Genomic DNA, 24,722 nt, shown 5'->3' on the forward strand with positions numbered 1-24,722 from the left:
TAGATATTCGTGGTTTAACGAGCATTGTTAATCATTTCAATAATTTTGTCATTAGGTATAACATCTATCGTTAAATTAATACGATCGAAGGTTCCTTTATTAATAACGCGGTGAGAGTCAGATAAACGTAAATACCAACACTCCCCAACTTTCATTTCTACTAATTTATTATTCAAGAAGAATTCAACACCATCATTATTATCTATAGGAATGGTAAGTCGAATCATCGATTTTTCTTCTTCTAAAGCTAAAGTAGGATCTGTATGTTCTTTAACAACAGAATCTGGAGCTAAAAATAATAACCTTACCAAATTTACAGTTGTATATTCACTAAATTGGTTAACAATACTTTTTAAATAAGGTGATTTTTCTAAGTTTGGTGTATTCATCCAATCTGTCCATGAACCATCAGCATAATCATTTGCAGGCGGAGGGAAGGGGAGTGATTTATCAACTAAATGTGCAGGACCACGTAATGAAATAACTTTATAATATTCGTAATTTCCTTGTTTAAAAGCATTTGCTTCTTTAAGCATTTTTTCTACATCAAACTTAAAAGGTAATCGTATTCTATCTTTAAAATGTTGCTTTGTCTCCATAAGTTTTTATAATTACCGTTTAAATAATGTTTAGGTTATCTAATTTATGCTGTAGTTCATTAATCAATTGTTTCGCAGCGGGTTCCTTACTACGTTTTAATTCTTCAATAACTTGTCTAATAGTTTCAGGAGAATCATTTTCTTTGGGTATAGGTTTAAAACTGTCTTTAGGAGCTAATGAAAAGAATAATTCATCTGTCCATTTATTTCTAATTAAATCTATTACTAAATGAATACGGTCTTCTTGTCCTGTATTTTTAACAGAATGCACGTAATTTACATTGGTATACCAGCATTCACCAGGTAACATTGTTAATTGGGTATTATCTAAAATAAATTGAACACCAGAATTGGTAATAATTGGTATGTGTAAACGGAAATTACCGTCTTCGTAGCCTAATTCATAATCTCTATGGGATTTAATTTCTGCACCAACATTAAGTCGTAAAATACGTGCAGTTAGTATAGTGCATTTAAAAGAATTTATAACTTCTTTAAAATAGTGACATTTTTTAAGAATTGAGGTTTCTGATATTATTGAAGTGGCTGTAGATAAGGCAAATATATTAGACTCTTCACCGTTATGAGCATATAAAGAAATAGCTTTCCAGTCTCCATTATAGCCATCGGTGTTAAAATGAGAAACCCAGTTTTTATCAAGAATTAAAGATAAATCACTTATCAACTTTTTTATGTTAAATTGAAAAGGTAGTTTTAAAAATTTTGTATTATTTTGCATTAGTAATCTTAATATTTTAAGAATTATTCAAGCAATTTTGTATTATTTGTACCATTTTTACAAAATAATTAATTGTAGGAAATAGTATTTTTTCACAAAATTAATAAAAGCGCTTGGTTAACTACTAAAATAGCAAATTTTTATACATAATTGGAGTTTACAATCTATAAAATAGTATTTTAAAACTATTGGTAACAAACACTTCTTCATTAAATTTAAGAGTAAGTTGTTCTTCATGTATTTATTTTACTTGAATATAAATTTGGATTCCGTTTATTCTAATTTACATTTTAACTCTATGTTAGGTTCTATAAAGTAGGTAAAAAGGATAGCTTTATTTTTAAAAGGTTGTTCTAAAGTCATTTTTAGAGGAAGTGTTAAGGAAGATTCACTTCTGTTTAACCAAATATTATTATAAACATGAACTTGTGTATCTAATATCATACGATCATATTTACTCATATCTAATGGGGCTAAATCTATTTTTTTATCAGGTAATTGTAACGGAATAGGTTGCTCTTTTTTATGTAATGAGATTGATTCTCTTACATTTAAAATAGTAGCTATATTATGTTCCTGATAGCTTGAGTTTGTTTCAGGTTTATTTGAAAGACTCATGTTTATAAGCACATTTTCGGGAATTAAGGCAACTTCTTTGTTAAATTGAGGAAGTAAGTTATAAAGTATAGGAACATAGCTTTCTCTATAGAGTAAGGCATCAAGAGTTTCACTAAAAAGAATATGAAACTTAGTAGCTTTTGGAACTTTAAATGTTACTGCATCTGCTAAATGAAATTCTTGAATGTATGTGGTTAAATTTAATGAATGAATTAATTTTTTAGCAGATTCAAGTGATGCTTTATTTATTTCTAATAAAGAAAATTGTATTTCTTCAGGAGAAAAATGAGGTGCTATTAAAGTTATAAATGGCGCATACGGTCCACAGCCTGCATAAAAAAAATGGATAACCTCATTAGGATATTCTTTTTGTTTTTCTTTAATAGCTAAGATAACAGCATTTAAAAATTTAACAGTTCTCTTATAATCTAACAAACATTGTGCTGCATGATTTAACCCTAAAGCTTTTCCTTTAGAAGAAGGAATCGCTGCTAAATGTTCAATTTTAGTATCAAAACCAGTAATTTCTGTAAGTTTTTGAAAATGAAGATGAATATCGTTTAATCCTTTTTCTACTTTAACTTGCTCAAGTGATGGTTCTAATAATGATAGTGTTATTTCTTTTATTTCAGCAATTATTTGTTTATTATTCATGCTACTATATATTAATTATTTCTGAATAATTATTTTTAATATGTATGTGCTACTTGAGTAGCTTTAAAATCGCGAGATATTTTTAAAGGTTTAAAAGTATCTTTATCTTGTAGTTCTTTTAATAAAGTTTCCATAGCAATAGTATACTCACTAGTATTTTGTTCTTCATCAGGTAAGCTACAATGTTCTTCATAATAATGATGAATATAGCCCTCTTGGAGAAAACAAACCCCTTGATACTTAAAATCTCCGGTATTGAATTTTAAATTTTCAATGGCATCTTTTTCATTATAAAATTCAGGATATTTGTTTTGATATTCTTTTAAAGTTTTTTTAAACGCTTCTTCCGAATTTAAAGATATTGAGTTTCCTTCTATTGTTAAAATATAAAATGTTTCGTTTTGATGCTTCTTTGCAAAATCTTTTATAGCGTTCTTTAATTGATTTGTTAATTTAGGTATTTCAAATTTTTCTTCTTCGCCTGAGTCAATTAACTTATTTAGCTTTTCTAAATCAATATGTTGCTCGCCGTATAAGCTCCTAAATAAATCGCTATATTCATTAGTTTTATCATATGCAGCACCATTTTTTATAAAGAAAGCAGCTCTAGCTTCGTTTATTGAATAGTATAATGGAACTTTACCATCGTTATCTAAAATTTTAAAGTCTAGACTATCGTGTTTAACTAATTTTTTTAAAGGATTTATACTATCTGAAGCAGCAGCATGATGAAGTACTGTTTTACCATCTTTATCTTGAATATTTATGTTTGAAGTAGCTTTAACTAGTTCATCTGTTAATGTATTCTGTTCAACTGCACTTGTTAAAAGTAAATTATCTTTACTATCTTTTATATCAGGATTAGCTCCGTTCGCTGTAAGGAATTCAACCAATTTTTTTGAATAAACAAAACTATCTTCAACAGCAAATAGAAGGGAAGTGATTCCTTTAACATAATTTGAGTCGTATTTATTATCAATATTAGCACCATTTTTTAATAAGAATTCAGCACATTCTATTTCATTATTATAAATGGCATCATTAAAGGGAGTTACTTTTTTGTTATCTTTTATATCAACCAGTGCACCATTCTCAATCAACATTTTTACTATTGAAATAAATCCTTTTTTAGCAGCCTTATGAAGTGCGGTTGTTCCGTATTCATCTTTTATGTTAATATTAATTTTATGCTCAATAAGTAATTTAATAAGTTCAGTATTTTTATCATTCGTAGCATAATGAAGCATAGATTGATTGGCATCAATGACCCTTGTTATATTTACATTTTCTCCATTAATGAGCGCTTGTTTAATTTTTGTAATATCACCATTTAGTATTGCTTTGAAAACATCAATGCTATTTTCGATCATGCTTTTATTTTTTTAAGTAAAGAGATAATTTATATCCTTTAGATATCAAGAAAAAAAGGATTAAATGTATTTAAAACTTAACTAAGATTTATAATTATACGATAGCTTAAGTTTTACATTTTATAAATGTAAAGTATAATTTAGAAAGAACAAAAGAAAGAGGAAAAGTTAAATACAGTAAAAGCCAATATTTATTTTATAAAGAAAATAAATATTGGCTTTAGTCGCTAGATTATAATAAAATTTATGGTTGTTGTTTAGTTGCTGCAATAACAATTTCTCTAATATTTACACCTTGTGGTTGTTTATAAGCATACCATATTGCATTAGAGATATCATTAGGGTTTAATACTCCTCCCATATCATTTTTCCAAGCTTCATAACCATTTTTAATTTCGTTAGAAGTTGTATGTGATAATAATTCTGTTTCTACTGCACCAGGCGCAATAGTTACCATTCGAACATTTGCAGAAGCAGCTTCTTCACGAGCATTCTCTGTTATAGCATGTACTCCAAATTTTGTTCCGCAATATGCAGCATGGTTGGGGAATGTTTTCCTTCCAGCAATAGAGCTTATATTGATAATTGTTCCGCTTTGGTTTGCTTTCATTTTTGGAAGCACAACTTGCATACCATTTAATAAGCCAAGAATATTTACATCAAACATTTTTTTCCACTCCAAAGGATCCTGTGTTGCTATATCTCCTAAAAGCATTAAACCTGCATTATTAATTATACAATCTGCATTTCCAAATTGTGTCTCTGCCTTAATAACGGCATTCTTAACAGCATTAATATCTGTAACATCAACTTTTTCGCATAAAGCATTAGGTAAATTAAATGCTTTAATTATGTCTATACGTCTAGCTAACAATAAAAGAGGATGTCCTTTTTTTGAAAATAATTTTGCGGTAGCTTCACCTATTCCAGAACTTGCCCCTGTAATGATAATCAATTTTTTATTTAACATTTATGTGTTTTTTATTATAGTTAATTTAAATGATGTTTTTGTTGTAATTCCTTTGATTACATTTGTTAATGCAAATTTATAGTGTTGATTGGATTAATGGAAATACTATTTTTTTATGTTAATCATAACTTTTAATTATGGATGGAAGATTGTTGAAATTTTTTATAGCTGTTTATGAACAGAAAAATTTAACACGAGCAGCAAAGCAATGTTTTGTATCACAACCAAATATTTCAAATGGAATAAAGCAACTGGAAGAAGAACTAGGTCAAATACTTTTTGAGCGTCATAAAAAAGGAGTTGAATTAAAAACAGAAGCACATTATTTATATCCAATTGCTAAGCGTTTGGTAGGGGAGTTAAATTCTTTAAATAGTATTTTTAATGAGCAAGAATTTAAAAATAAAATTAAAATAGGTGTCGCTGATGGTTTACCACAAGAACATAAGCAGCAATTTTTTAGAACTGTATCTAATCTATGTGAATCTATAGCATGGACGACAAACGGGATTGGAAGAGAAAATGAAATAAATCTATTGGTTAGAGAATGGAAGAATGAAGAAGATTTATTCTTACCACTTTGGAAAGAAGATTATGTATTGTGTATTCCAAATGGGCATCATTTACTAAATAAAGAGGTTATTAATTTAAAAGATTTAGAAAAAGAAACCTTTATTCATTGTCCATCATGTGAAGCACATCAACAGTGTTTATCTATTTTAAATAATGAAACTAATAAAATGGTAACAGTTGCTAATTGTTCTTCAAAAACAGAAACTTTAACAATGCTTATGGCTGGTTTAGGTGTTACTTTTTTACCTAAAGCATTTGTTGATGGTTGGTATGGTTTTGAAGTGAAAAAATTTAAAGGGCCAAAATATTTTAGAGAAGTTGGTTTATCATATCCGAGAAAGAGTTTAGGGAACCCTGCAATTTTAAAAATTATTGAATACTTTTCAAAGAATGAATTAAAAGTGAATAAGTTTGAAGATTTTGGATATTATCTGAAAACTAATTTATAAATTTTAGAGTAGGAGTAAAGAGAGTATTAATTTTTACTTAGCTATTTTCATAACCACTTTACTAACCTTTTTTCTAGCTAAGTAAATTTAGTTTACTTAATTAAAAACCATCCATGACTACCAGCAACAGCTCCTGCGGTGGTTATTAAACTTAGTATAAGTAATACCCAATGAGCTCTGTGCATAAATGAAAATGTTTTTTCAGGATTCTTTTTAGCATATTTTTTGAATAATTTATGCAATACAAGAGGCTCTAAAACATACAAAACTAATGTAAATAGTATCCAAACTAAAGTCATTGCGTGTATCCACCAAAATCTATAATCAAAGTATCTGTCCCAGGCATTAAGTTCGTACAACATGTAAAACCCTGTTAAAGCTGTTAGTAATGTTGTGACTTTAGCCTGTGTTGCGAATCTTCCTTCTATTTGTTCAAAGGTATTTATTTGATCTTCTTTTGATTTTAGTTTTTTAATAGCAGGAATGATAACTGTAGTAACCATAGATACTCCACCAATCCATAATATAACTGCAATTATATGTATTACTCTAGCAAGAGTGAATTTTTCCATTTTTTTCCATTTTTTAGAAACCTTTTGTATAAAATACGAGGGTTAATTTATGAATCTCAAAAATAATTAAAACGATACACTTTAGTGTGTTTTATTTTAATTTATAGAGAATATTATTTTGTTGTTGCATAAGCGAAAAGTGTAAGTAATTATGGTGTAAGGCACATTTTTATATGTAAACTAAATAGCAGTTAAAAAAACTACATTTTAATCATACCAATACTTAAAAATAGAATTATAAGAAATTAATAAGTTGTAAATAAGGTTTTTGAAAGGAATTAGGCAATAATATAAAAAAAACACAAATTTATTTTTTTATAAAGAAAAAGTGATTATATTTACAGCACAAATGACAATTTAGAATTTTCTTCTTCTTTGTAAAATAAACTGTCATACTTGTATATATATAGATTTCTTAATCTGTATAATGAAGTATACCTATTCGGGATTTTCTCCCAGTAAAACACGTTTATTTTTTTTAGTTTAGAGAATTATCTATTGTTGTAGAGAGTTAGTTTTATGTTTGTATAATACTAGTTACGCTATGCATAAAGCAAAAGGAAAATTTAAAAATTATTAATTAAAAAGAACAAACATTATGGGATCATTTAGAGCATCATTAGAGTTAGGTAAAGAATTTGACGTATTAGCAACAGAATACGCTTTTAGTAGAGATACTGATAAGAAAGGTAAAATTGCATCTAATGTTTACGGAGGAAGAATCAATGTAACAATAGAGTCTACAGCAGATTCATCTGTAATCGAAGCGATGTTAAATAGCCAATTTAAAGCTATTGAAGGAAAAATCATTTTTAAGAAATCTGAAGAAGATTCAAAAATGAAAGAAGTTGAAGAATGCGTATATCGTATATTATAAAGAAACTTTAAACGTAAACGGAGACGTACCAATGACTATTAATTTTACTATTTCAGCAGAAGAAATGACTATTGGTAATGCAGCTATCGACAACCGTTGGCCAGTAGCATAAATATTATTTTAGAAAGAGCAAATCTTATGGGTTTGCTCTTTACTACTTGTTAGTATATTACTACAATCAGGTGTGTTCTTGACTAAGAATAGAAGCCTGTAAAAAAAAAGTAAACTTTATTTATTAAACTACTATACGTATATGATTTTATTATACGTAAGGAAAACTGCATAAAAAAACTAAATATAAGATTTAGTGTTTTTAAATTATTTTAGATTTTTATAGAATCTGTATTTAATTATTTTTCATACCTTTAGTTAAAATTTTAAAAAAAAGCAAAAGCAAAAAGTTACTGTAAAATATGTATAAGAAAAAGAATATAAAATACTCACAAGAATGAGTGATGAAATAAACATGTATTCGTGTTTATATAAAAAAAACATTGCTTAATCCTTATCCTTAACTGCACTATATATTCAGTTAATTAATAATAAAGATGAAAACAAAATAGTTGATAATACCATTGTTTTGTATTATTCTTATGTAGATTTTTTTATTTCTTCACATTTAAATGAAGCACTATAATATTGCAATAGCAAGTCTTATTTTGTGTTTTATCTTACTATATTTTTTATATATGATACAATAGTAAAACAATGTTTTGTTATTAAAACAGTACATATATCTAAATATGCTTTTTTAAATAATGTATAATTTTAGGGATATTATTTTGAGTAAAAAATAAACTTAAAAAAGAAAAGATATTTAGTTTTTAAAACTATTAAAAAGAAAATAGAAAAAATGGAAGTAAAAACAAGAATAATTATAGACAATAAACAAATAGATGTTTTTAAAAGCGCAAACCTTGTACAGCATATAAATAGTCATCATTTTTTTAAAATTATTTTAGACCAAGAAACAATAGAAGAAGTTGGAGGTCACACCATTGATAAATCAAAAGATTGGCTTGGTAAACCGGTAATTATTTCTTTTGAAGAAAAAGAATTTATTGGTGTAGCCACAGATATAGCACTAAGTCATGAAGACGGGCATAGTGGTGAGTTAATAGTAAGCGGTTATTCTAAAACTATATTACTAGAATCAGGTAAGCATATGCATTCTTGGTTAGATAAAACATTAGTTAATATTGTTACAGAAACCATTGATGCAGCTGGTGTAGATGCTAATATTTCACCAGAGTTTACATCTACAATTGAATACCAATCACAATATAATGAAACTCATTATCAATTTATTCAAAGATTGGCAAAACAATATGGTGAATTTTTCTATTACGATGGGCTTAAACTTATTTTTGGTAAACCATCACCATCAGACCCAATAAAAGTTGAGTATGGTAGCGATTTATCTAATGTTAAAATAGCTATAAAAGCAGTGCCTAATAAAGCTAATATGTTTTCATATAATGCATTAGACGATGCAAGAAGTGAGGTGAAATCTAAAGATGATGTTCTTGGAGGGCTTAATGAGTTAGGAGTACACTCTTTTAATGTTTCAAATGAAATTTTTAAAATAGTACCTAATAATATAGCATCTGCTCGTGTATTAGACAAAAGTCAAATAGACATGCAAATGAAAAAGGTACAAACTGAAGCAGTTGCTTCTTTAAGTACACTTACTGCATGTAGTAAAAAACAAGGATTAGGTATTGGAAGTACTATAAAGGTTAGCTCAGCTAAATATGATAAAAAGAATTATGATGTAAAAAGCTATGGTGAGTATATGATTATTGGTATAACGCACACAGCTACTTCTCAAGGAGTGTATAGTAATACCTTCGAAGCGATATCATCGGGAGTAGAAGTATTACCAGCACCAGATGTAGCGTTACCAATTGCACAGCCACAAATTGCAACCGTCTTATCTAATGAAGACCCAAAAAATAAAGGACGTGTTCAAGTGCAATTTCAATGGCAAAAAAATCAAATGAAAACCTCTTGGCTTCGCGTAATGACACCAGATGCCGGAAAAAGTGATTTAGTAGGAACAAACCGAGGATTTGTTTTTGTACCAGAGGTCGATGATCAAGTTATGGTAGGCTTTCGTTATAGCGATCCAAACAGGCCTTTTGTAATGGGAAGTATGTTTAATGGTACTACAGGGGCAGGAGGTAGTGAAGCAAATAAAACAAAAAGCCTTACGACACGTAGTGGAGCAACTATAACAATAGATGATAATGAAGGAGATGGAAAAATAACAGTAAGCGACCCTAGTGGAAACACTATAACGTTAAATGGTGACGAAACTATTACCATATCTGCACCAAAAAGTATTTTATTAGATGCAGCAGAAATTACACTTTTAGGAAAAGACAAAGTACATATAGAAAGCAAAGAAGTAACCATTGTTGGTACAAATAGTATTAAAGAAACAAGTGATACTTTAGTTGATATTCAATCACCAAAAATAACAGCAAGTTCAGATACAACAGAAATAATTGCTAAAATGACAGTAGATATTGAAGGAAAGTTAATGACCAATGTAAAAGGAACTATTGTTAATTTAAACTAGATGTTTTTATGAGTAATGAGCACAATCCTATAGCACAGCGCATTAATTATCTTCAAAATTTTTGGATGCAGCAACGATCATTAAAACCAAAAGCACAATTTGTACGATGGATGGTTGATGAACAAGACATACCGTTAATTAATGGATTTTATAAATTAGAATCGTCACCTTATGGTAAAATAGAAGAAACAATTGTAGTAATGCTTACTGATTTTGATTCTGAAGATTCTTTTTCATATCAATTAGCCAACGACTGGTTAGCGGCTTATAAAAAAGATACAGAAAAATACCCCGAATTACAATGGCCAGCATATGAAAGTTTACAAACTGAGTTTAACAAGATAGATGGCGATAACACCATACAAGCAACTACATTTTTTGTAAAGTTATTAAAGCAATTTAAAGACTACGAAGGAAAAGAAAACAGTATGTATATAGGTATACATCCAAGAAAAGTAGCAGCTTATGATGCTTTATGTAGTTGGATTTGTAGTTTGATAGCACAATTACCTAAAAATATAGGCCTTGTGGTGGTAGACTATAAAAAAGATGCCTTTTTTGAAGAGATATTTAGTAACGAAGATGCTTTTTTTGAAAAGCAAACTCTCCGTTTAAAAAATCAAGATATACAAGGAGCTTATACTAATTTAATGACTCAGGGAAATCCTAATGATCCACAAGTTGCTTTTAGAAAGTGCATGGTAAAAATGGGAGAGGCAGCAGGCAACCAAGAAAAAAACGAATTAATATCTTGGGGAGAAAAAGGGTTGAACATAACAAAACAAACTACAAATTTACCTTTTTGGGCATCGGCACATTTAATTTATGCAGGCTATTTATTTGGTTTTAGAGATACCGATCGTATTACTAACTTATTAGATAAAGGTATACGAATAGGGCAAAAAGAACCAAAAGATAAAGCACTGTTAGGCGTTACCTTGCAATTATACAGTTACAAAGCAGCTTATTATAGTTTTATAAATAAAAAAGAAGCAGCTTTAGAATGGTTTATAAAACAAGCCACACTTGCCAATGAAAATGATGAAAAACTGGTAATGATAACTGCTTATAAAAATGCACTATTATTAGCAGAACAAAGTAGTATGATGAGTGCCGTAGAGGATACAATTCCTACAGCTTTTAAATTAGGTTTTGCGATTGACGATGAATTATTAAAGACTACTGAGTTTGCTTACATCGCAAGTCATTATGTTAATACCTTAAGAGAAGAAAAGGAAACCATTGAAATTAAAAAGGAACTAACAGCAATAAACACACGTATGTCATTCTTATTTGGTGATACTTGGGAAACACAAGTTATCAACTTAAGAAAACAAATAAAAAATAAAGAACTTGTGTCATAACCAAAAAAAACTATGTTACTAGCAGACAATCATTTTACACCTATTGTAGGTATAGATATACATTTTACAACCTTACCGCCCTTTAATCCGTTTCAACCCTTTATAGGAGTTGTAATGGATCCTATGGATTATATTCCGTTTATCGGAGCTACTGTAAACATTAACGGATCTAAAAGAGGGGTCTCAGATACCAGTGGCGTTTTAGCTACATTATTTCATATACCTATTGTTGGGCCATTTGCAGCAGCACCTATTATTGGGCACGAAAGCATGAATTTTTTTGCAAGTGAAACCGTAAAAGCAGATGGTACACGTTTAAGTCCAAAAGGATATATGGTAATGAGTTGTAATGATGTAGGAATACCATTATCAATACAACCAGGAAAAAAGAAATTTACAAAATTAGTACCTACCATATTTGCACCCACTTCATATTCTTTACCTATTCCGACAGGAAAACCTGTTATTGTTGGCGCACCTTATGGCCCTGATATGATGGGTATGGTTATGGGACTAGCAATGAGTTTTGGTTTTGGAGCCATTATGCGTTACGCTGGTAAGTTGTTAAATAAACTAGCAAAAAAAATAGGAAATGGCTCTAATAAAATGAGCAAATGGCTGTGTAAATTAGGTTTCGAACCAATTAATTTAGTTACAGGAGCTGTAGTGTATGACGGATTAGATTTTGAATTACCAAGTCCTATACCATTTGCATGGGAACGCACATGGGATTCAGATTCAGATTACGTAGGTATACTTGGGCATGGCGTGCACTGTAAATACGATAGAGCAGTACAAATTTTTCATGAAGAAGAGGCGGTCGGATTACGATTTGATGACGGAAGAATGTTAGCCTTTCCGTTATTAGATTTAGGAGAGTCGTATTACATGCGTCAAGAAAAAACTACCCTAACCAGAACATTAAAAGGACATTTTGTAGCTTATTCACATACCGAAGAATTACATTATTATTTCGAGCATAAAACAGTTAAAGAGGAACAAACCTTATATAAACTGACAAAAATTGAAGATTTACGAGGTTTTAAAACCCAGTTTATTTTTAAACACCATCAATTAACTCAAATTATTGATGCATCAAATAGAGAATTAACATTAGCGTATACTACAGAAGGCTTTGTAAGTAATATTTATTTAAATAAAAATGCAGACAAAGAACTTTTAGTAGCTTACCAATACGATACTTTGGGTAATATGATTGGTATTGCTGATGCTTTAGAACAGCAAACCATCATGGAGTACCAAGATCATTTAATGATTAAAAAAGTAGACCGTAACGGACAAGCTTTTTATTGGGAATATGAAGGAGAAGGTACCGCAGCAAAATGTATACATACTTGGGGAGATAACGGTTGGCAAGAAGGTTGGATGGAATACCACACAGACGAAGGCTATAATAAAATTACAGATGCTAATGGCATCGTAACTTATTACTATTACACACCCGAAGGCTTGGTTACCGAAATTAAAAACGGAGAAGGAGATAGTGAGTATACTGAGTATACCGAATTTAGGGAAGTTTATAGAGATATAGACCAAGAAGGTAATGTTACCGGATATACTTATGACGAACAAGGTAACCAAACAAGCGTCGTGTATCCAAACGGAGCAGCCTCACAATACATGTACAATGAAGAAGGACGGTTACTAATAACTATAGATCCTGAAGGAAACAAACGTAATTATACCTATAAAAAAGAAGCTCCGCACTTAGTAAATAGTATTGTAGAGCCAGACAATAGTATGACTGTTTTTACTTACAATAACAAGCAACTTGTTAGCGAAGTAAAAAACAACGACCAAAAAAGCAATTTAAAATACGATAAACAACACAATTTAGAAACCTTTACCAATCAAGATGGTAACATAACTAGTTGGGTTTATAATCGTAGAGGGCAAGTATTAAATATTACTGCAAACGGACATATACAACAAAATTTTGGTTATGATAATTTAGGACGTGTAATACGTGTAGAAAATATAGGGCAAGAAGAAACTCAGTTAAAATACAATGCCTATAACGAGGTATTACAAGCCTTTAATAATAAAACAAAGGTAGATTTTGAATATACCCCAATGGGTAGCTTAAAAATGCGCCAAGAAAACGGTACCAAAGTATTTTTTAGCTACGACAAAATGGAGCAGTTAAAAAGTATTAAAAACGAACACAACGAAACCTATAATTTTAAACGCAATAAAAATGGTGAAATAATTACCGAAACAGGTTTTGATGCATTGCAACGTACTTATAGAAGAGACCGTGCAGGTAAAGTAATAAAAGTAGAACGCCCTAACAATCAATTTACCGAATACGAATACAATGCTTTAGGGCAAATAACTCGTACTGAGTATAGCGATGGCACTTGGGAAACCTTTTCTTATAATAAAAACGGACAATTAATAGCAGCCCGAAACCAAAACAGCGCCGTAAGTTTAGAGCGCGATAATGTAGGGCGTATTGTAACAGAAAAGCAAAGTACAGGGCTGCCTAACGAAAAAGGGTATACCATGCAAAGTGCCTATAATGCCAATGGTAACCGTATTGCATTAACCTCTAGTTTAGGCGCTAACATACAGCATAAGTATAATACCCAAGGGCAATGTGTAAATACCCAAGCAGAAAATGAGGGAAATGCCTATACAGCGCAAAAAAAATACAATCCGTTAGGGCAAGAAATAGAACGTGTAGTAACAGGTGGTATTACCTCTAGCCGAGGTTATGATTGGAAAGGTAGGCAGAATAGTCATGAAGTACACGGTAAAAAACAACGTTACCGAAGTACTCGATATACTTGGAACCCGAATCATCAATTAGAACAAATTTTTGATGTAACAAGCCGTACCAACACCCAATTTACTTACGACGCTTTTGGTAGCCTTGCTAGTGCACAATATGTAGATAATAGTTATGATTATAAATTACCTGATGAGGTAGGTAACTTATACAAGAATAAAGAAAAAGACAAACTTAAATACGGAAAAGGAGGACAATTACTACAAGATAAAAATTGGCAATATTTGTACGATTCCGAAGGAAACCTAATTAAGAAAACAAAAAATAATACAGATCAAATAGTAGCAGACTTTAAAAAAGAACAAAAAGAAAATCCTCCAACAAAAAATACTTGGTTCGATAAAGTTTTGGGCTACACTGATGAAGCACCACAACCAAATTTAAAACCAGATACTCCATTAACACATTGGAAGTATGGAGAGTGGTTTTACACTTGGCAAGCCAATGGTATGTTAAAACAGGTAAAAGATCCCAAGGGAAAAACAACTGTTTTTGAGTACGATGCTTTGGGTAGGCGAACGGCTAAAATAAATATTGGTAAAAAAGAAATAAACCGTTACATTTACGACGGAAACGTGCTGTTACACGAGTTTGCGTATGCTATTTCAGAAAGGCCTAAACCTATTGCCGATGATGTAGGTAGGTTGTCTTTTGATAAAGAAGAGCCAACAATAAATCTAGTTACTTGGGTGTTTGACGAAGGTACATTTGTACCCTCTGCAAAAATTACATCAGAAGGTACATTTAGTATTATTTCTGATTACCTAGGTACCCCTATTTTATCGTTTGATGAAAAAGGAAATAAGGTTTGGGAGCGAGAGCTAGATATTTATGGTAATGTTCGTAAAGGCGATAATCATTTTATACCTTTCTTATATCAAGGGCAGTATTACGATGAAGAAACAGGTTTAGCTTATAATAGGTTTAGATATTATAATCCTGATAGTGGGACTTACATAAGTCAAGACCCGATTGGGTTGCAAGGTGGTGCTAATCTTTATGCGTATGTAAATAATCCAAATTATTTTATTGACCCACTTGGGTTAGCGGGAATGCCAAAAAATGGTTGGAATTATAGTAATATGCCAAAAATTGATGGTTATCAAAATCATCACGTAATTCCAAAGTCAATGGCTAATCAACCAGCAATTAAAGCAGCTGGTTTTGATGTAAATAAACCAAGTAATTTAATTTATTTGCCAAAAGAAAATGGTACACACCCAACGAGAAGTAGGCATAAAGGATGGAATAAGGGGCATTCCGATTATAACAAAAGTATTTTAGGGAAATTAAAAGAGATAGATGAAATTGGAAAAGCTAGTAATTGGAATAAGGCCCAATATTCAGAAGCAATAGAAGGATTAAGAGGAGATACAAAACAAGGATTAAGGAAAGGTAAAATTAAATGTCATTAAATATGTATTATCAATTATCAGAATTTTATAAAAGAGATATTTACTTTGAATACGATAATGAAAAGAGTCCTATTCAGAACAATAATTTTAATTGCGGTGAAGAACTAGAAGTTTCAAAACCATTAGTATTTAATATTGACAAGTTAGATAATTATATAGGTAATTATGATATATTACCAACTTTCAATACGCCTTTAGTGAGTCAGAAATTTGCTGCTATTTTTCAAGAGTTGGTTGATGCTAAACAGATCCAATTTATAAAAACTAGTATTTTTGATGAAAAAGGAAATGAAAATAAAAATTTCTTGTTGCTTAATATATTAAATATTATTCCTTGTATGGATAAAAAAAATAGTATTATTGAAACAAAGACTTATGGTGAGGCTGTTTTAATGAATATTAAAAAATTATACATTTTGCCTAACTCATTAAATAATTTGAGTTTAATAAGAATGGAAGAAAAAAAGTCTTATATAATAGTCTCAGAGGACTTTAAAAAACGTTGCGAAGAAGCTAAGCTAAAGGGAATTGAATTTATAGAAGAAGGGCATAGTATTTATACTGATTTATAATTGTCAAATTTAATAGCTAAGAAAATTAATAAATTTAAATCAAAATCTTTGTTGATGCTAGTTTATAACTAGTATTTTAAGAAGAATAAAAACCACAATGTAAGTTGTGGTTTTTGTTTGTTACAAAACTCTTTATTTAAAACATTACAATTATAATATTCTGTTTTTTAATAACAGTAAAGGATGTGCATTAGCTTGATTATCAGCTAAAATAAATATTGGTAAAAAAGAAATAAACCGTTACATTTACGACGGAAACGTGCTGTTACACGAGTTTGCGTATGCTATTTCAGAAAAGCCTAAACCTATTGCCGATGATGTAGGTAGGTTGTCTTTTGATAAAGAAGAGCCAACAACAAACCTAATTACTTGGGTGTTTGATGAAGGTACTTTTATATCCTCTGCAAAAATTACATCAGAAGGTACATTTAGTATTATTTCTGATTACTTAGGTACCCCTATTTTATCATTTGATGAAAAAGGAAATAAGGTTTGGGAGCGAGAGCTAGATATTTATGGTAATGTTCGTAAAGGCGATAATCATTTTATACCATTCCTCTATCAAAGGCAATATTACGACCAAGAAACAGGCTTAGCTTATAATAGGTTTAGATATTATAAGCCTGATAGTGGGACTTACATAAGTCAAGACCCGGTTGGGTTGGCAGGTGGAATGCCGAATATGTATAGTTATGTACGTAATTCTAATGCTTATATAGATAAATTTGGATTATACTCAGATTTATTAGGTTCTGGTATGGGACATCATTTAATGCCAAGAAGTATTGCAAAATCTTTAGGTATAGCTGACTTATCTCCTAACCATGCAATAGCATGGTATCCAAATAATGGAGTTGGAACGGCAGATTTACATAAACAAATGCATAGGAATTTAATAGATGAAGGAATTCCTTTTCATGGATCAAAATTTAAAGGAACATCTGATGAGTTTTTTGAAGCAGCTAAGAAAGCTTACAAAGATATGGATACTAAAGGGTTTATGAAAATACCAGGAACGGATAACAAATTACTTAAAAACGTAACTCCACTTGAAGGATTAGAAAAGTTACAAGATTTACATAAAAAAGGGAAAATACCATGCAAGTAAATGATATAAAAGAGAGAAAATTAGAAATAAGTGATTATGGAATTTATATATTATCACCTAAAAAAGTAGTTTCTTTTTTTAAAAACAAAAAAAATAAGAGTAAAAAAATTCTAAATTATTTTCAAAAGAACCAAGAAACTTATATTGAATCTATCCAAGAAGGAGTTTGGTTACCAATTTTGCCTATTGATTCAATAGAGTATGTTATTAAACTGAATGAAAAGTTTAATGATAATTGGATTGAATTATTTGAAATTAAAGGATTTAATATTGAAATAGAAGAAGATAATGATCTATGGATAGGTTCTTTAAGTAATTTACATACATGGAACAAGAAAGATTATGATAATTCTAAAGATTATAATTCTTATGAAACATTAGATGATGAAACACTTTATTCTTCATTTAGGTTCAATATTTCTAAAGGAAGGTACTTAGTGAATGTTAAAGGTTTTAAACGTAAAGTGGCATTAGAATACCCAGAGGCTAATTTTGGTTTTTTATTTGAATTAGAAAAAATAGAAAATTTTGATGGATATAAAGATCCAAGAGAAGACGAGAAATATAATTTTAATGTTGCGCAGATGTAATTGATATGTCATAGTATTAATAAAAAATGAATTTTAATTTAAAAGAAAAGCCTGATTCAATAATCTTTTGTAAGAAAGAATTTGAAATAAATAAGGAACAAGTATTACAAGATTTAAATTTTGAGATAAGTAATGATATGCTATCTTTTTGGAATACTTATGAACATATTTTATTTGATAGCGGTATTTCAATTTATGGATTTGAATTGGCTAAAGAACGAAATTTACAATATGAAATATCAAATTACTTACCTAGCTTCGTTCTAATTGGTGATGATGGTTCTGGTCAAGGAATATTCATTAATAAAGCAGATGGTGAATTAAAAGTATATTATCTTGATTTAGGAGCTATAGGTTCGATAGATTTATATAAGACAGGAAAAAACTTTTTTAATTGGCTTGAAGATGATTTAAAATTAGTAGATTTTTTAGTAATAGATGATAAAGACGATTTATTATTTGAAGAAGCTGATTTGTTTGTTGTACCAAAAATCAATTTTATTGATAAAAAAAAGTTTGTGTTTTTTGCACGAAAAAAACTTGAACTACAAGATAGTATTTTGAATATTTCCAGGGGAATAAATGAAAAAGAAAATTTTAAAATAAAAACTAATTTTATTCCCTATAAATATATTGAAAATATAAAGGAGTTACAGGTTAAATACCAGTGTTTAAAATTAGTTTCAAAAAAAGGAGAAGTTCAAATTTCCTTGGAATAAAATTGATGTAATGTTAGTTTATATATGATGTATAAATCAGCTTAGCTTATAATAGGTTTAGATATTATAATACTGAAACAGGTGGTTATATTTCTCAAGATCCTGTAGGACTAAATAGTAGAGAATATAACTTGTATGCTTATGTTTCAGATACAAATTCAATTATAGATATTTTTGGTTTAGATTGGAATTATGTTTTGCAAGATGCAAATGGAGATTCATACTATCATGGTAGAGCGTCTGATAATCAAAGTATGAAAGATGTAGGAAGAAGACATGCTAAAACAAATGGAACAGATGGGGCTAGATTTTGAGAAGGAGATAAAATGAGAAGAGTTACGGATGTTGGAACGAATCCAAATGCTGTGAGAGGAGTAGAACAAAGAGGTATTGCTGAAAATGATTTATTAGGTAGAGGAAGCGATAAGGCAAGAGGAAATAAAATTAATGGTGTTTCTGAAGCTAAGCAAGGAAAAGTTAAAGGAAAGAATAGACTTAATCTTGCTGATGCTGAATTAAAAGGTAAAAAACCAAGTCAAAAACCTTCATTAGATGAATTAAACTTTAAAGACTTAGGTTGTAAATAATCATGAATAAAAGTATTTTAGAAGAAAAAATGACTCATAACATACTAATAGAAAAAATATTTGAACAATATGAGGTTATAAATAAACATAAAATTACGTCTCTATTTTTATCAAGTCTTAGTTCTAAAAATTTAAAATGGCGTAGTGGATTATCTGTATATGCTATAATGCAATCTTTTCCAAAACATGAATATACACTTAGAGAAGATGCTTCAATAAACAATGCTTTTTTTAAAAAGATGAGCCCATCTGATAAAGAGTTTACATTAAGTCGGTTTCCTTGTAAGTTTTGTGCTGATGTCAATCAACTTGCTGGTAATAAGGAGTTTACTATTGAGTGTTTTAATGAGGTAGGAGGAATTATTGGATTTAGTCTATTTGACTATTATTATAATTTAGAACAATTTAATGAGTTTATAGATGCGAAACCAAGTAATGAAGATTTTAGAATATTTTCTGAAATTATAACTATTTTGTTAGAGGCAGATGAAAAAGATACCGTTAAGAAAACGGTTTTATCTAAAATTGGTAAAATAAAAGGCTTTAAGTCGGATAAAGAGCAAAGACAGGCTTTATTAGAAACTTTAGGGTATTGTAGTATTTTAGAAACGGATGAACATAAAGGTTTTCTTAAAAAGTACACTAATTTTGCTTCTGCTCCTAAGAAATCACATAGTTCAGATTGGAATTATCCAGTAGATTTTTGGTTAGGTAAAGAGGGTATTAATAAAGAAGCTTTTAAGTTTTGGTTTGGGGAATATCCTCAATTAGAAAAATTTTGGAAATAAAACAAAAGCCCTCGCTAGCGTAAGCATTTTGCTTGTGCCAAGTGTGTAAGTTTAAGTAATAATAAAAGAGAAGAACCACAATGTAAAAGTTGTGGTTTTTACTTTACAAAAGCTAATTTTGTTTTAAAGTCTTGGAGTATCGAACATTTAAAATAAATGTTGTTAAAAAATAAATTAACCATTATATTTACGTAACAACGTTCTTTTACATGAGTTTAGCTACAAGATAGCAGATAAGCCAAAGGTTATAGCAGACGATTTAGGCAGGCTTTCTTTTGATAAAGAAGAAGTAACAGAGAATCTTATTACTTGGGTATTTGAAGAAGGTACTTTTATACCACAAGCAAAAATAGTAAATGGAGAAACTTATAGTATAATAAGCGATCATTTAGGTACTCCAATACTAAGTTTTGATAGCAAAGGGAATAAAGTTTGGGAGCGTGAATTAGATATTTATGGTAAAGTACGTAGAGGAGATAATAAGTTTATTCCGTTCTTGTACCAAGGTCAATATTACGATGAAGAAACTGAATTAGCTTATAACAGGTTTAGATACTATTCTCCAGATACAGGAAGTTATATCTCTCAAGATCCGATTGGGTTGGCTGGAGGTATGCCGAATATGTATGCATATACGCATGATAGTAATAGTTGGATAGATCCATTAGGTTTAATTGGAGCTCCTTCTACTGTACCAAATTCTCCAGGTATCTATTCTTTATCAAATACAACAACAAATCAAGCTTATGCGGGTTCTGCTTTAGATGCAAACGGAAGAATGTCAAATACTAGCCATACAAAGGCACAAGATTTACTGGGGCATCCAGATACAAAGGTTGAGTTTACTCCTGTGGATTTGGGAGATGCAGATAAGTGGAAAGATCAAAATAGGATACTGAGGCATTATGAACAAAAAGAAAAGATGAGGATGGAAAATGCAGGTTTTGATATGACAAATTCAAATAACCCTGAAGCAACTAGTAAAAACGCAAGAAATAAAGGTATTGCTAAGGACAAAGGAGCTTCAGCAGGTAAACGTATAAAATGTAATTAAATAATGCAAACATTTTTTAGTAGATTAAAAATGGATTTTTTAAAATCCAGAAAAAATAAATGGTCATTTTCTTTTGTAGAAGATGAAAGAGAAGAAAATGGAATTATATATAGAGAATTTAATAATTTCCCTAAAAAAGAATCATACCCAAAAATTGAGGCTATTAGTTTTTTAGTATTTGAAGATGATTTAGATAATGTAAAGCAACAACCAGATTTTTTGAATGAATTATTAAATTTAGAAATATTAGATATTCCAATAGATTGGCTCTGTTCTTTAGATATACCACCTAATATTAAAGCAATTTCTCTTGTAAATTCAATACGATTAAAAGATAAGTTCCATTGGTGTGAAGATTTAGCATTAGAGAGTTTAAAATTTTTAAGTATTCCAGAACAAATAAAACCATTTGATATCAATTTTGATAATGTTCCAAACCTAGAATGGATTGAAATAGATTTAAAATCTGAAAAAAAAGATTCTAAATTAGAAGAATTAGCGAGTATTAAAACATTAAAACATTTAAATTTTAAACAAGCCAAAAATTTTGATGTATTCACATATTTCTCAAATCATAATATAGAAACATTAGAACTTTTTGCATGTAAGGGGAAAAAATTTCCTATTGAGAATATCAAAAAGTTAAAGGGTTTAAAATACATACGTATTAATAACATTACAGTTGATTTCGATTGTAGTTGGTTATTAGATCTCTCTGAACTTATTGAAATAGAAATTTTAAATGTAAGTAATATACTTAATATAGATCGATTACTTGAAATAAAAACTTTAAAAAGTATTTCTGTTTTAAATTGTAAGAACCCTTTTAAGGATAAAGAGCCCTTTAAATTAAAAAATTATGATTTATTAAAAATTAATAATGCATAAATTTGGTAATATAGTAATATTACGATGAAGAAACAGGCTTAGCTTATAATAGGTTTAGATATTATAATCCTGATAGCGGAACTTATATAAGTTAAGACCCGATTGGGCTTAATAGTAGAGAATATAATTTATACACCTATGTATCTGATACTAACTCAATCATTGATCCTTTTGGATTAGATTGGAATTATGTTTTAACAGATTCTAATGGAAATTCTTATTATCACGGTAGAGCCTCTGATAATGCTAGTATGAAAGATGTGGGGAGAAGATATGCTAATACTAATGGTACTGACGGAGCTAGGTTTGGAAAAGGAGATAAAATGAGAAGAATTACAGAAGTTGGGACTGATGCTAATGCTGTTAGAGGTGTAGAGCAGAGGGGAGTTGCTGAAGCTAAACAAGGAAAAGCAAAAGGGAAGAATAGGCTTAATCTCGCGGATGCTGAATTAGGTGGTAAAAAACCAAGTAAAATGCCTTCTTTAGACGAATTAGAATTTAAAGACTTAGGTTGTAAATAATTATGAATGAAATTTTTTTAGAGGAAAAAATGACTCACAATTTATTAATAAATAAAATATTTGAACAATACAAAGCAATAGACAAGCATAAAATTACATCTTTATTTTTATCAAGTTTTAGTTCTAAAAATTTAAACTGGCGTAGTGGACTATCTGCATATGCTATTATGCAAACTTTTCCAAAACATGAATACACACTTAGAGAGGACAATTCTTTGAATAATGCTTTTTTTGAAAAGATGAGCCCTTCTGATAAATAATTTAGATTAAGCCGTCTTCCTTGTAAATTTTGTGCTGATGTTAAAGATCCCGTTGACAGAAAAGAATTTATAATTGAGTGTTTTAATGATGTTGGAGGGATTACAGGATTTAGCTTATTTGACTATTATTATTACTTACAGCAATCTAATGAGTTGATTTATCTAGAGCCAAAAGAAGAAGATTTTCGGATTTTTTCAGAAGTTCTTACTATTCTGTTAGAAGCGGATGAAAAAGAGACTGTTAAGAAAATTGTTTTATCAAAAATTGGTAAAATAAAAGGCTTTAAGTCAGATAAAGAGCAAAGACAGGCTTCATTAGAAACTTTAGGGTATTGTAGTATTTTAGAAACGGATGAACATAAAGGTTTTCTTAAAAAGTATACTAATTTTGCTTCTGCTCCTAAAAAATCACATAGTTCAGATTGGAGTTATCCAGTAGATCTTTGGTTAGGTAAAGATGGTATTAATAAAGAAGCATTTAGATTTTGGTTTGGGGAGTATCCTCAATTAGAAAAATTTTGGAAATAAAAAAAAACTTTATTAGTGCTATTTTGTAATTAGTACCGATAATAGTTAAAAAGAATAAAAGAGTAAGCCCTCCTGCTAGGCTAATAGCGGATGATGTAGGTAGACTGTCTTTTGGTAAAGAAGAACCAACAATAAACCTAATTACTTGGAAGTTTGATGAAGGTACATTTAGTATTATTTCTGATTACTTAGGCACACCTATTTTATCGTTTGATGAAAAAGGAAATAAGGTTTGGGAGCGAGAGTTAGATATTTATGGTAATGTTCGTAAAGGCGATAATCATTTTATACCTTTCTTATACCAAGGGCAGTATCACGATGAAGAAACAGGCTTAGCTTATAATCGTTTTAGATATTATAATCCTGATAGCGGAACTTATATAAATCAAGACCCGATTGGATTGGCTTCAGGAGAACCTAATTTTTATGCTTATGTAAAGGATATTAATTCATGGATTGATGTCTTTGGATTAGATACATTTTACCAACTTTTTAATAATAGTGGAGATTTAGTCTATGAAGGAATTACAGAAAGAAATATACAAGATAGATTAACTGAACATGTAGGTGACGGTAAGGGGGTTTCAAAAGTAAAATATGTTGATGATTTGGATAATCGTATAGCATCCAGAAATATGGAAGGTTCCTCGCTTGCCCATAATAAAGGAAATAGAGGTCAATTGAATAAAAGGCGATTAGATAGAGGTTTCTACCATTCTTATGATCCAGATAATGTAAAACCAGGACGTAAGTTCATGTCACAAGCAGAAATAGATGCTAAAATGAAAAATGCAAAAGTAGCGGATGTCGATGGTAAAGGGAAAATAAAATGTCATTAAATAAAATAAGTACGAAAATAAAAAGAAAACTTGATAATATAAATAATTTAAAAACTAAGCTTTTATCTTGGAGAGATTTGAGCGAAGAAGAAACTTTTAAGTTGATAAAAGAATTTGAAAAAACACCAAGAGATGAAGGTTCTTCATTTTATCATGAAGTTTTTACGGATAGTAAATTTGCTCAAGTTTTATTAGATATATCAGTAAAGTATAAACTTAATACTAAAATGAATGTTTATATAATTTCCTCTTTAGGTAACATGATGAGTAGATACAAACTAAAAGAAACAAAAAATATTTATGAATATTTTTTAGGAAATTTACATGAAAAAGGACTTTCTGTTTATGTCTCTTTATTTTTTACTGATTTGAAATATTTTGTAAATTATCCTGATAAATGGAGCTACGTTATGTCGATAAAAGACATGAAACCTAAAAAAATAGGGGAATCATCATTTCAAACTATTGTATTAAATAAGAAAGATGAGTTACCTGTTGAATATAAAAAAAATGTTGCTGAATTTTTTAGAGATAAAGTAAAAATAGCTAATAGTGAGGGCGGAAAAAATTATTACTTAGAATTAGTAGAAGAGTTTTCTAACTAAACGAAGAGTTATAAATAATAAAGGATAAAACCACAATGTAAAAGTTGTGGTTTTTATTTAGTAATGC

At 29.6% G+C, this 24,722-nt stretch carries 24 protein-coding genes and 1 pseudogene; 19 read left to right on the top strand and 6 right to left on the bottom strand.

Features of this window, described 5'->3' with window-relative positions; all coding sequences use genetic code 11:
* Positions 1-14 precede the first annotated feature (14 nt).
* From CXF68_RS13175 to CXF68_RS13195, 5 genes are all read right to left on the bottom strand, one after another.
* Positions 15-599 carry an aspartyl/asparaginyl beta-hydroxylase domain-containing protein gene (locus tag CXF68_RS13175; RefSeq protein WP_101045340.1) on the bottom strand — a complete coding sequence of 195 codons (585 nt, stop codon included), beginning with the start codon at positions 597-599 and terminating at the stop codon, positions 15-17.
* A 19-nt stretch (positions 600-618) separates the two neighbouring features.
* On the bottom strand, positions 619-1,338 hold the full coding sequence (locus CXF68_RS13180; RefSeq protein ID WP_101045341.1) for an aspartyl/asparaginyl beta-hydroxylase domain-containing protein: 720 nt from the start codon (positions 1,336-1,338) through the stop codon (positions 619-621).
* 273 nt (positions 1,339-1,611) lie between these two features.
* Positions 1,612-2,610, bottom strand: a complete 999-nt coding sequence (locus CXF68_RS13185) for a phytanoyl-CoA dioxygenase (protein ID WP_101045342.1) — start codon at positions 2,608-2,610, stop codon at positions 1,612-1,614.
* A gap of 35 nt (positions 2,611-2,645) precedes the next feature.
* Positions 2,646-3,980 carry an ankyrin repeat domain-containing protein gene (locus CXF68_RS13190; RefSeq protein ID WP_101045343.1) on the bottom strand — a complete coding sequence of 445 codons (1,335 nt, stop codon included), beginning with the start codon at positions 3,978-3,980 and terminating at the stop codon, positions 2,646-2,648.
* A 244-nt stretch (positions 3,981-4,224) separates the two neighbouring features.
* Positions 4,225-4,950, bottom strand: coding sequence for an SDR family oxidoreductase (locus CXF68_RS13195; protein ID WP_101045353.1), 726 nt, complete (start codon positions 4,948-4,950; stop codon positions 4,225-4,227).
* Between the two features lie 137 nt (positions 4,951-5,087).
* Here CXF68_RS13195 and CXF68_RS13200 point away from each other — a divergent pair, with 137 nt between their 5' ends.
* Positions 5,088-5,972 (top strand): LysR family transcriptional regulator, encoded by an 885-nt coding sequence (locus CXF68_RS13200; RefSeq protein ID WP_101045361.1) that lies wholly within the window; start codon positions 5,088-5,090, stop codon positions 5,970-5,972.
* Between the two features lie 92 nt (positions 5,973-6,064).
* Here CXF68_RS13200 and CXF68_RS13205 read toward each other — a convergent pair whose 3' ends face one another.
* A complete protein-coding gene (locus CXF68_RS13205) occupies positions 6,065-6,544 on the bottom strand; it encodes a hypothetical protein (protein WP_101045365.1) in 480 nt (159 codons plus the stop codon).
* A 598-nt stretch (positions 6,545-7,142) separates the two neighbouring features.
* On the opposite strand from CXF68_RS13205, the pseudogene tssD reads away from it, so the two are divergent.
* The 18 genes and pseudogenes from tssD (at position 7,143) to CXF68_RS13295 (ending at position 24,655) form a co-directional block, all read left to right on the top strand.
* Positions 7,143-7,533: pseudogene (tssD, locus tag CXF68_RS13210) on the top strand (type VI secretion system tube protein TssD).
* Positions 7,534-8,274: 741 nt separating this feature from the next.
* Positions 8,275-10,005, top strand: coding sequence for a type VI secretion system Vgr family protein (locus CXF68_RS13215; protein WP_101045367.1), 1,731 nt, complete (start codon positions 8,275-8,277; stop codon positions 10,003-10,005).
* A gap of 8 nt (positions 10,006-10,013) precedes the next feature.
* Entirely contained in the window at positions 10,014-11,369 is a 1,356-nt protein-coding gene (locus CXF68_RS13220) for a hypothetical protein (RefSeq protein WP_101045370.1), read from the top strand.
* 12 nt (positions 11,370-11,381) lie between these two features.
* Positions 11,382-15,596, top strand: coding sequence for an RHS repeat-associated core domain-containing protein (locus tag CXF68_RS13225; RefSeq protein ID WP_101045372.1), 4,215 nt, complete (start codon positions 11,382-11,384; stop codon positions 15,594-15,596).
* Positions 15,597-15,598: 2 nt separating this feature from the next.
* Positions 15,599-16,168 (top strand): imm11 family protein, encoded by a 570-nt coding sequence (locus CXF68_RS13230; RefSeq protein WP_101047523.1) that lies wholly within the window; start codon positions 15,599-15,601, stop codon positions 16,166-16,168.
* A 259-nt stretch (positions 16,169-16,427) separates the two neighbouring features.
* Complete coding sequence (locus CXF68_RS21105; protein WP_304442561.1) at positions 16,428-17,276, top strand: RHS repeat domain-containing protein; 849 nt, start codon at positions 16,428-16,430, stop codon at positions 17,274-17,276.
* On the top strand, positions 17,267-17,866 hold the full coding sequence (locus CXF68_RS13240) for a hypothetical protein (protein ID WP_101045376.1): 600 nt from the start codon (positions 17,267-17,269) through the stop codon (positions 17,864-17,866). The genes CXF68_RS21105 and CXF68_RS13240 overlap by 10 nt, the downstream gene beginning before the upstream one ends.
* Before the next feature lie 26 nt (positions 17,867-17,892).
* Entirely contained in the window at positions 17,893-18,585 is a 693-nt protein-coding gene (locus CXF68_RS13245; RefSeq protein WP_101045377.1) for a hypothetical protein, read from the top strand.
* Between the two features lie 35 nt (positions 18,586-18,620).
* On the top strand, positions 18,621-18,899 hold the full coding sequence (locus CXF68_RS13250; protein ID WP_101045378.1) for an RHS repeat-associated core domain-containing protein: 279 nt from the start codon (positions 18,621-18,623) through the stop codon (positions 18,897-18,899).
* A gap of 12 nt (positions 18,900-18,911) precedes the next feature.
* Positions 18,912-19,172 (top strand): hypothetical protein, encoded by a 261-nt coding sequence (locus tag CXF68_RS13255; RefSeq protein ID WP_101045379.1) that lies wholly within the window; start codon positions 18,912-18,914, stop codon positions 19,170-19,172.
* A gap of 2 nt (positions 19,173-19,174) precedes the next feature.
* A complete protein-coding gene (locus CXF68_RS13260) occupies positions 19,175-19,960 on the top strand; it encodes a hypothetical protein (RefSeq protein ID WP_101045382.1) in 786 nt (261 codons plus the stop codon).
* A 451-nt stretch (positions 19,961-20,411) separates the two neighbouring features.
* Positions 20,412-21,014 (top strand): RHS repeat-associated core domain-containing protein, encoded by a 603-nt coding sequence (locus CXF68_RS21140; protein WP_304442568.1) that lies wholly within the window; start codon positions 20,412-20,414, stop codon positions 21,012-21,014.
* Between the two features lie 30 nt (positions 21,015-21,044).
* Positions 21,045-21,902, top strand: a complete 858-nt coding sequence (locus CXF68_RS13270) for a hypothetical protein (protein ID WP_101045389.1) — start codon at positions 21,045-21,047, stop codon at positions 21,900-21,902.
* Positions 21,903-22,153: 251 nt separating this feature from the next.
* Positions 22,154-22,423 (top strand): hypothetical protein, encoded by a 270-nt coding sequence (locus CXF68_RS13280; protein ID WP_101045391.1) that lies wholly within the window; start codon positions 22,154-22,156, stop codon positions 22,421-22,423.
* Positions 22,424-22,425: 2 nt separating this feature from the next.
* Positions 22,426-22,683, top strand: a complete 258-nt coding sequence (locus CXF68_RS20865; protein ID WP_198553818.1) for a hypothetical protein — start codon at positions 22,426-22,428, stop codon at positions 22,681-22,683.
* Between the two features lie 153 nt (positions 22,684-22,836).
* Positions 22,837-23,211 carry a hypothetical protein gene (locus CXF68_RS20870; RefSeq protein ID WP_198553819.1) on the top strand — a complete coding sequence of 125 codons (375 nt, stop codon included), beginning with the start codon at positions 22,837-22,839 and terminating at the stop codon, positions 23,209-23,211.
* Between the two features lie 251 nt (positions 23,212-23,462).
* On the top strand, positions 23,463-24,050 hold the full coding sequence (locus CXF68_RS21145) for an RHS repeat-associated core domain-containing protein (protein WP_304442569.1): 588 nt from the start codon (positions 23,463-23,465) through the stop codon (positions 24,048-24,050).
* Positions 24,041-24,655, top strand: a complete 615-nt coding sequence (locus CXF68_RS13295; protein ID WP_101045395.1) for a hypothetical protein — start codon at positions 24,041-24,043, stop codon at positions 24,653-24,655. The genes CXF68_RS21145 and CXF68_RS13295 overlap by 10 nt, the downstream gene beginning before the upstream one ends.
* Positions 24,656-24,722 lie beyond the last annotated feature (67 nt).

Source organism: Tenacibaculum sp. Bg11-29, from assembly GCF_002836595.1.
GTDB lineage: Bacteria > Bacteroidota > Bacteroidia > Flavobacteriales > Flavobacteriaceae > Polaribacter.

Bases quoted from the DNA above. Each gene is read 5' to 3' on its own strand.
- CXF68_RS13175 (WP_101045340.1), bottom strand. From the start codon at position 599: ATGGAGACAAAGCAACATTTTAAAGATAGAATACGATTACCTTTTAAG.
- CXF68_RS13180 (WP_101045341.1), bottom strand. From the start codon at position 1,338: ATGCAAAATAATACAAAATTTTTAAAACTACCTTTTCAATTTAACATA.
- CXF68_RS13185 (WP_101045342.1), bottom strand. From the start codon at position 2,610: ATGAATAATAAACAAATAATTGCTGAAATAAAAGAAATAACACTATCA.
- CXF68_RS13190 (WP_101045343.1), bottom strand. From the start codon at position 3,980: ATGATCGAAAATAGCATTGATGTTTTCAAAGCAATACTAAATGGTGAT.
- CXF68_RS13195 (WP_101045353.1), bottom strand. From the start codon at position 4,950: ATGTTAAATAAAAAATTGATTATCATTACAGGGGCAAGTTCTGGAATA.
- CXF68_RS13200 (WP_101045361.1), top strand. From the start codon at position 5,088: ATGGATGGAAGATTGTTGAAATTTTTTATAGCTGTTTATGAACAGAAA.
- CXF68_RS13205 (WP_101045365.1), bottom strand. From the start codon at position 6,544: ATGGAAAAATTCACTCTTGCTAGAGTAATACATATAATTGCAGTTATA.
- CXF68_RS13215 (WP_101045367.1), top strand. From the start codon at position 8,275: ATGGAAGTAAAAACAAGAATAATTATAGACAATAAACAAATAGATGTT.
- CXF68_RS13220 (WP_101045370.1), top strand. From the start codon at position 10,014: ATGAGTAATGAGCACAATCCTATAGCACAGCGCATTAATTATCTTCAA.
- CXF68_RS13225 (WP_101045372.1), top strand. From the start codon at position 11,382: ATGTTACTAGCAGACAATCATTTTACACCTATTGTAGGTATAGATATA.
- CXF68_RS13230 (WP_101047523.1), top strand. From the start codon at position 15,599: ATGTATTATCAATTATCAGAATTTTATAAAAGAGATATTTACTTTGAA.
- CXF68_RS13240 (WP_101045376.1), top strand. From the start codon at position 17,267: ATGCAAGTAAATGATATAAAAGAGAGAAAATTAGAAATAAGTGATTAT.
- CXF68_RS13245 (WP_101045377.1), top strand. From the start codon at position 17,893: ATGAATTTTAATTTAAAAGAAAAGCCTGATTCAATAATCTTTTGTAAG.
- CXF68_RS13255 (WP_101045379.1), top strand. From the start codon at position 18,912: ATGAGAAGAGTTACGGATGTTGGAACGAATCCAAATGCTGTGAGAGGA.
- CXF68_RS13260 (WP_101045382.1), top strand. From the start codon at position 19,175: ATGAATAAAAGTATTTTAGAAGAAAAAATGACTCATAACATACTAATA.
- CXF68_RS13270 (WP_101045389.1), top strand. From the start codon at position 21,045: ATGGATTTTTTAAAATCCAGAAAAAATAAATGGTCATTTTCTTTTGTA.
- CXF68_RS13280 (WP_101045391.1), top strand. From the start codon at position 22,154: ATGAAAGATGTGGGGAGAAGATATGCTAATACTAATGGTACTGACGGA.
- CXF68_RS20865 (WP_198553818.1), top strand. From the start codon at position 22,426: ATGAATGAAATTTTTTTAGAGGAAAAAATGACTCACAATTTATTAATA.
- CXF68_RS13295 (WP_101045395.1), top strand. From the start codon at position 24,041: ATGTCATTAAATAAAATAAGTACGAAAATAAAAAGAAAACTTGATAAT.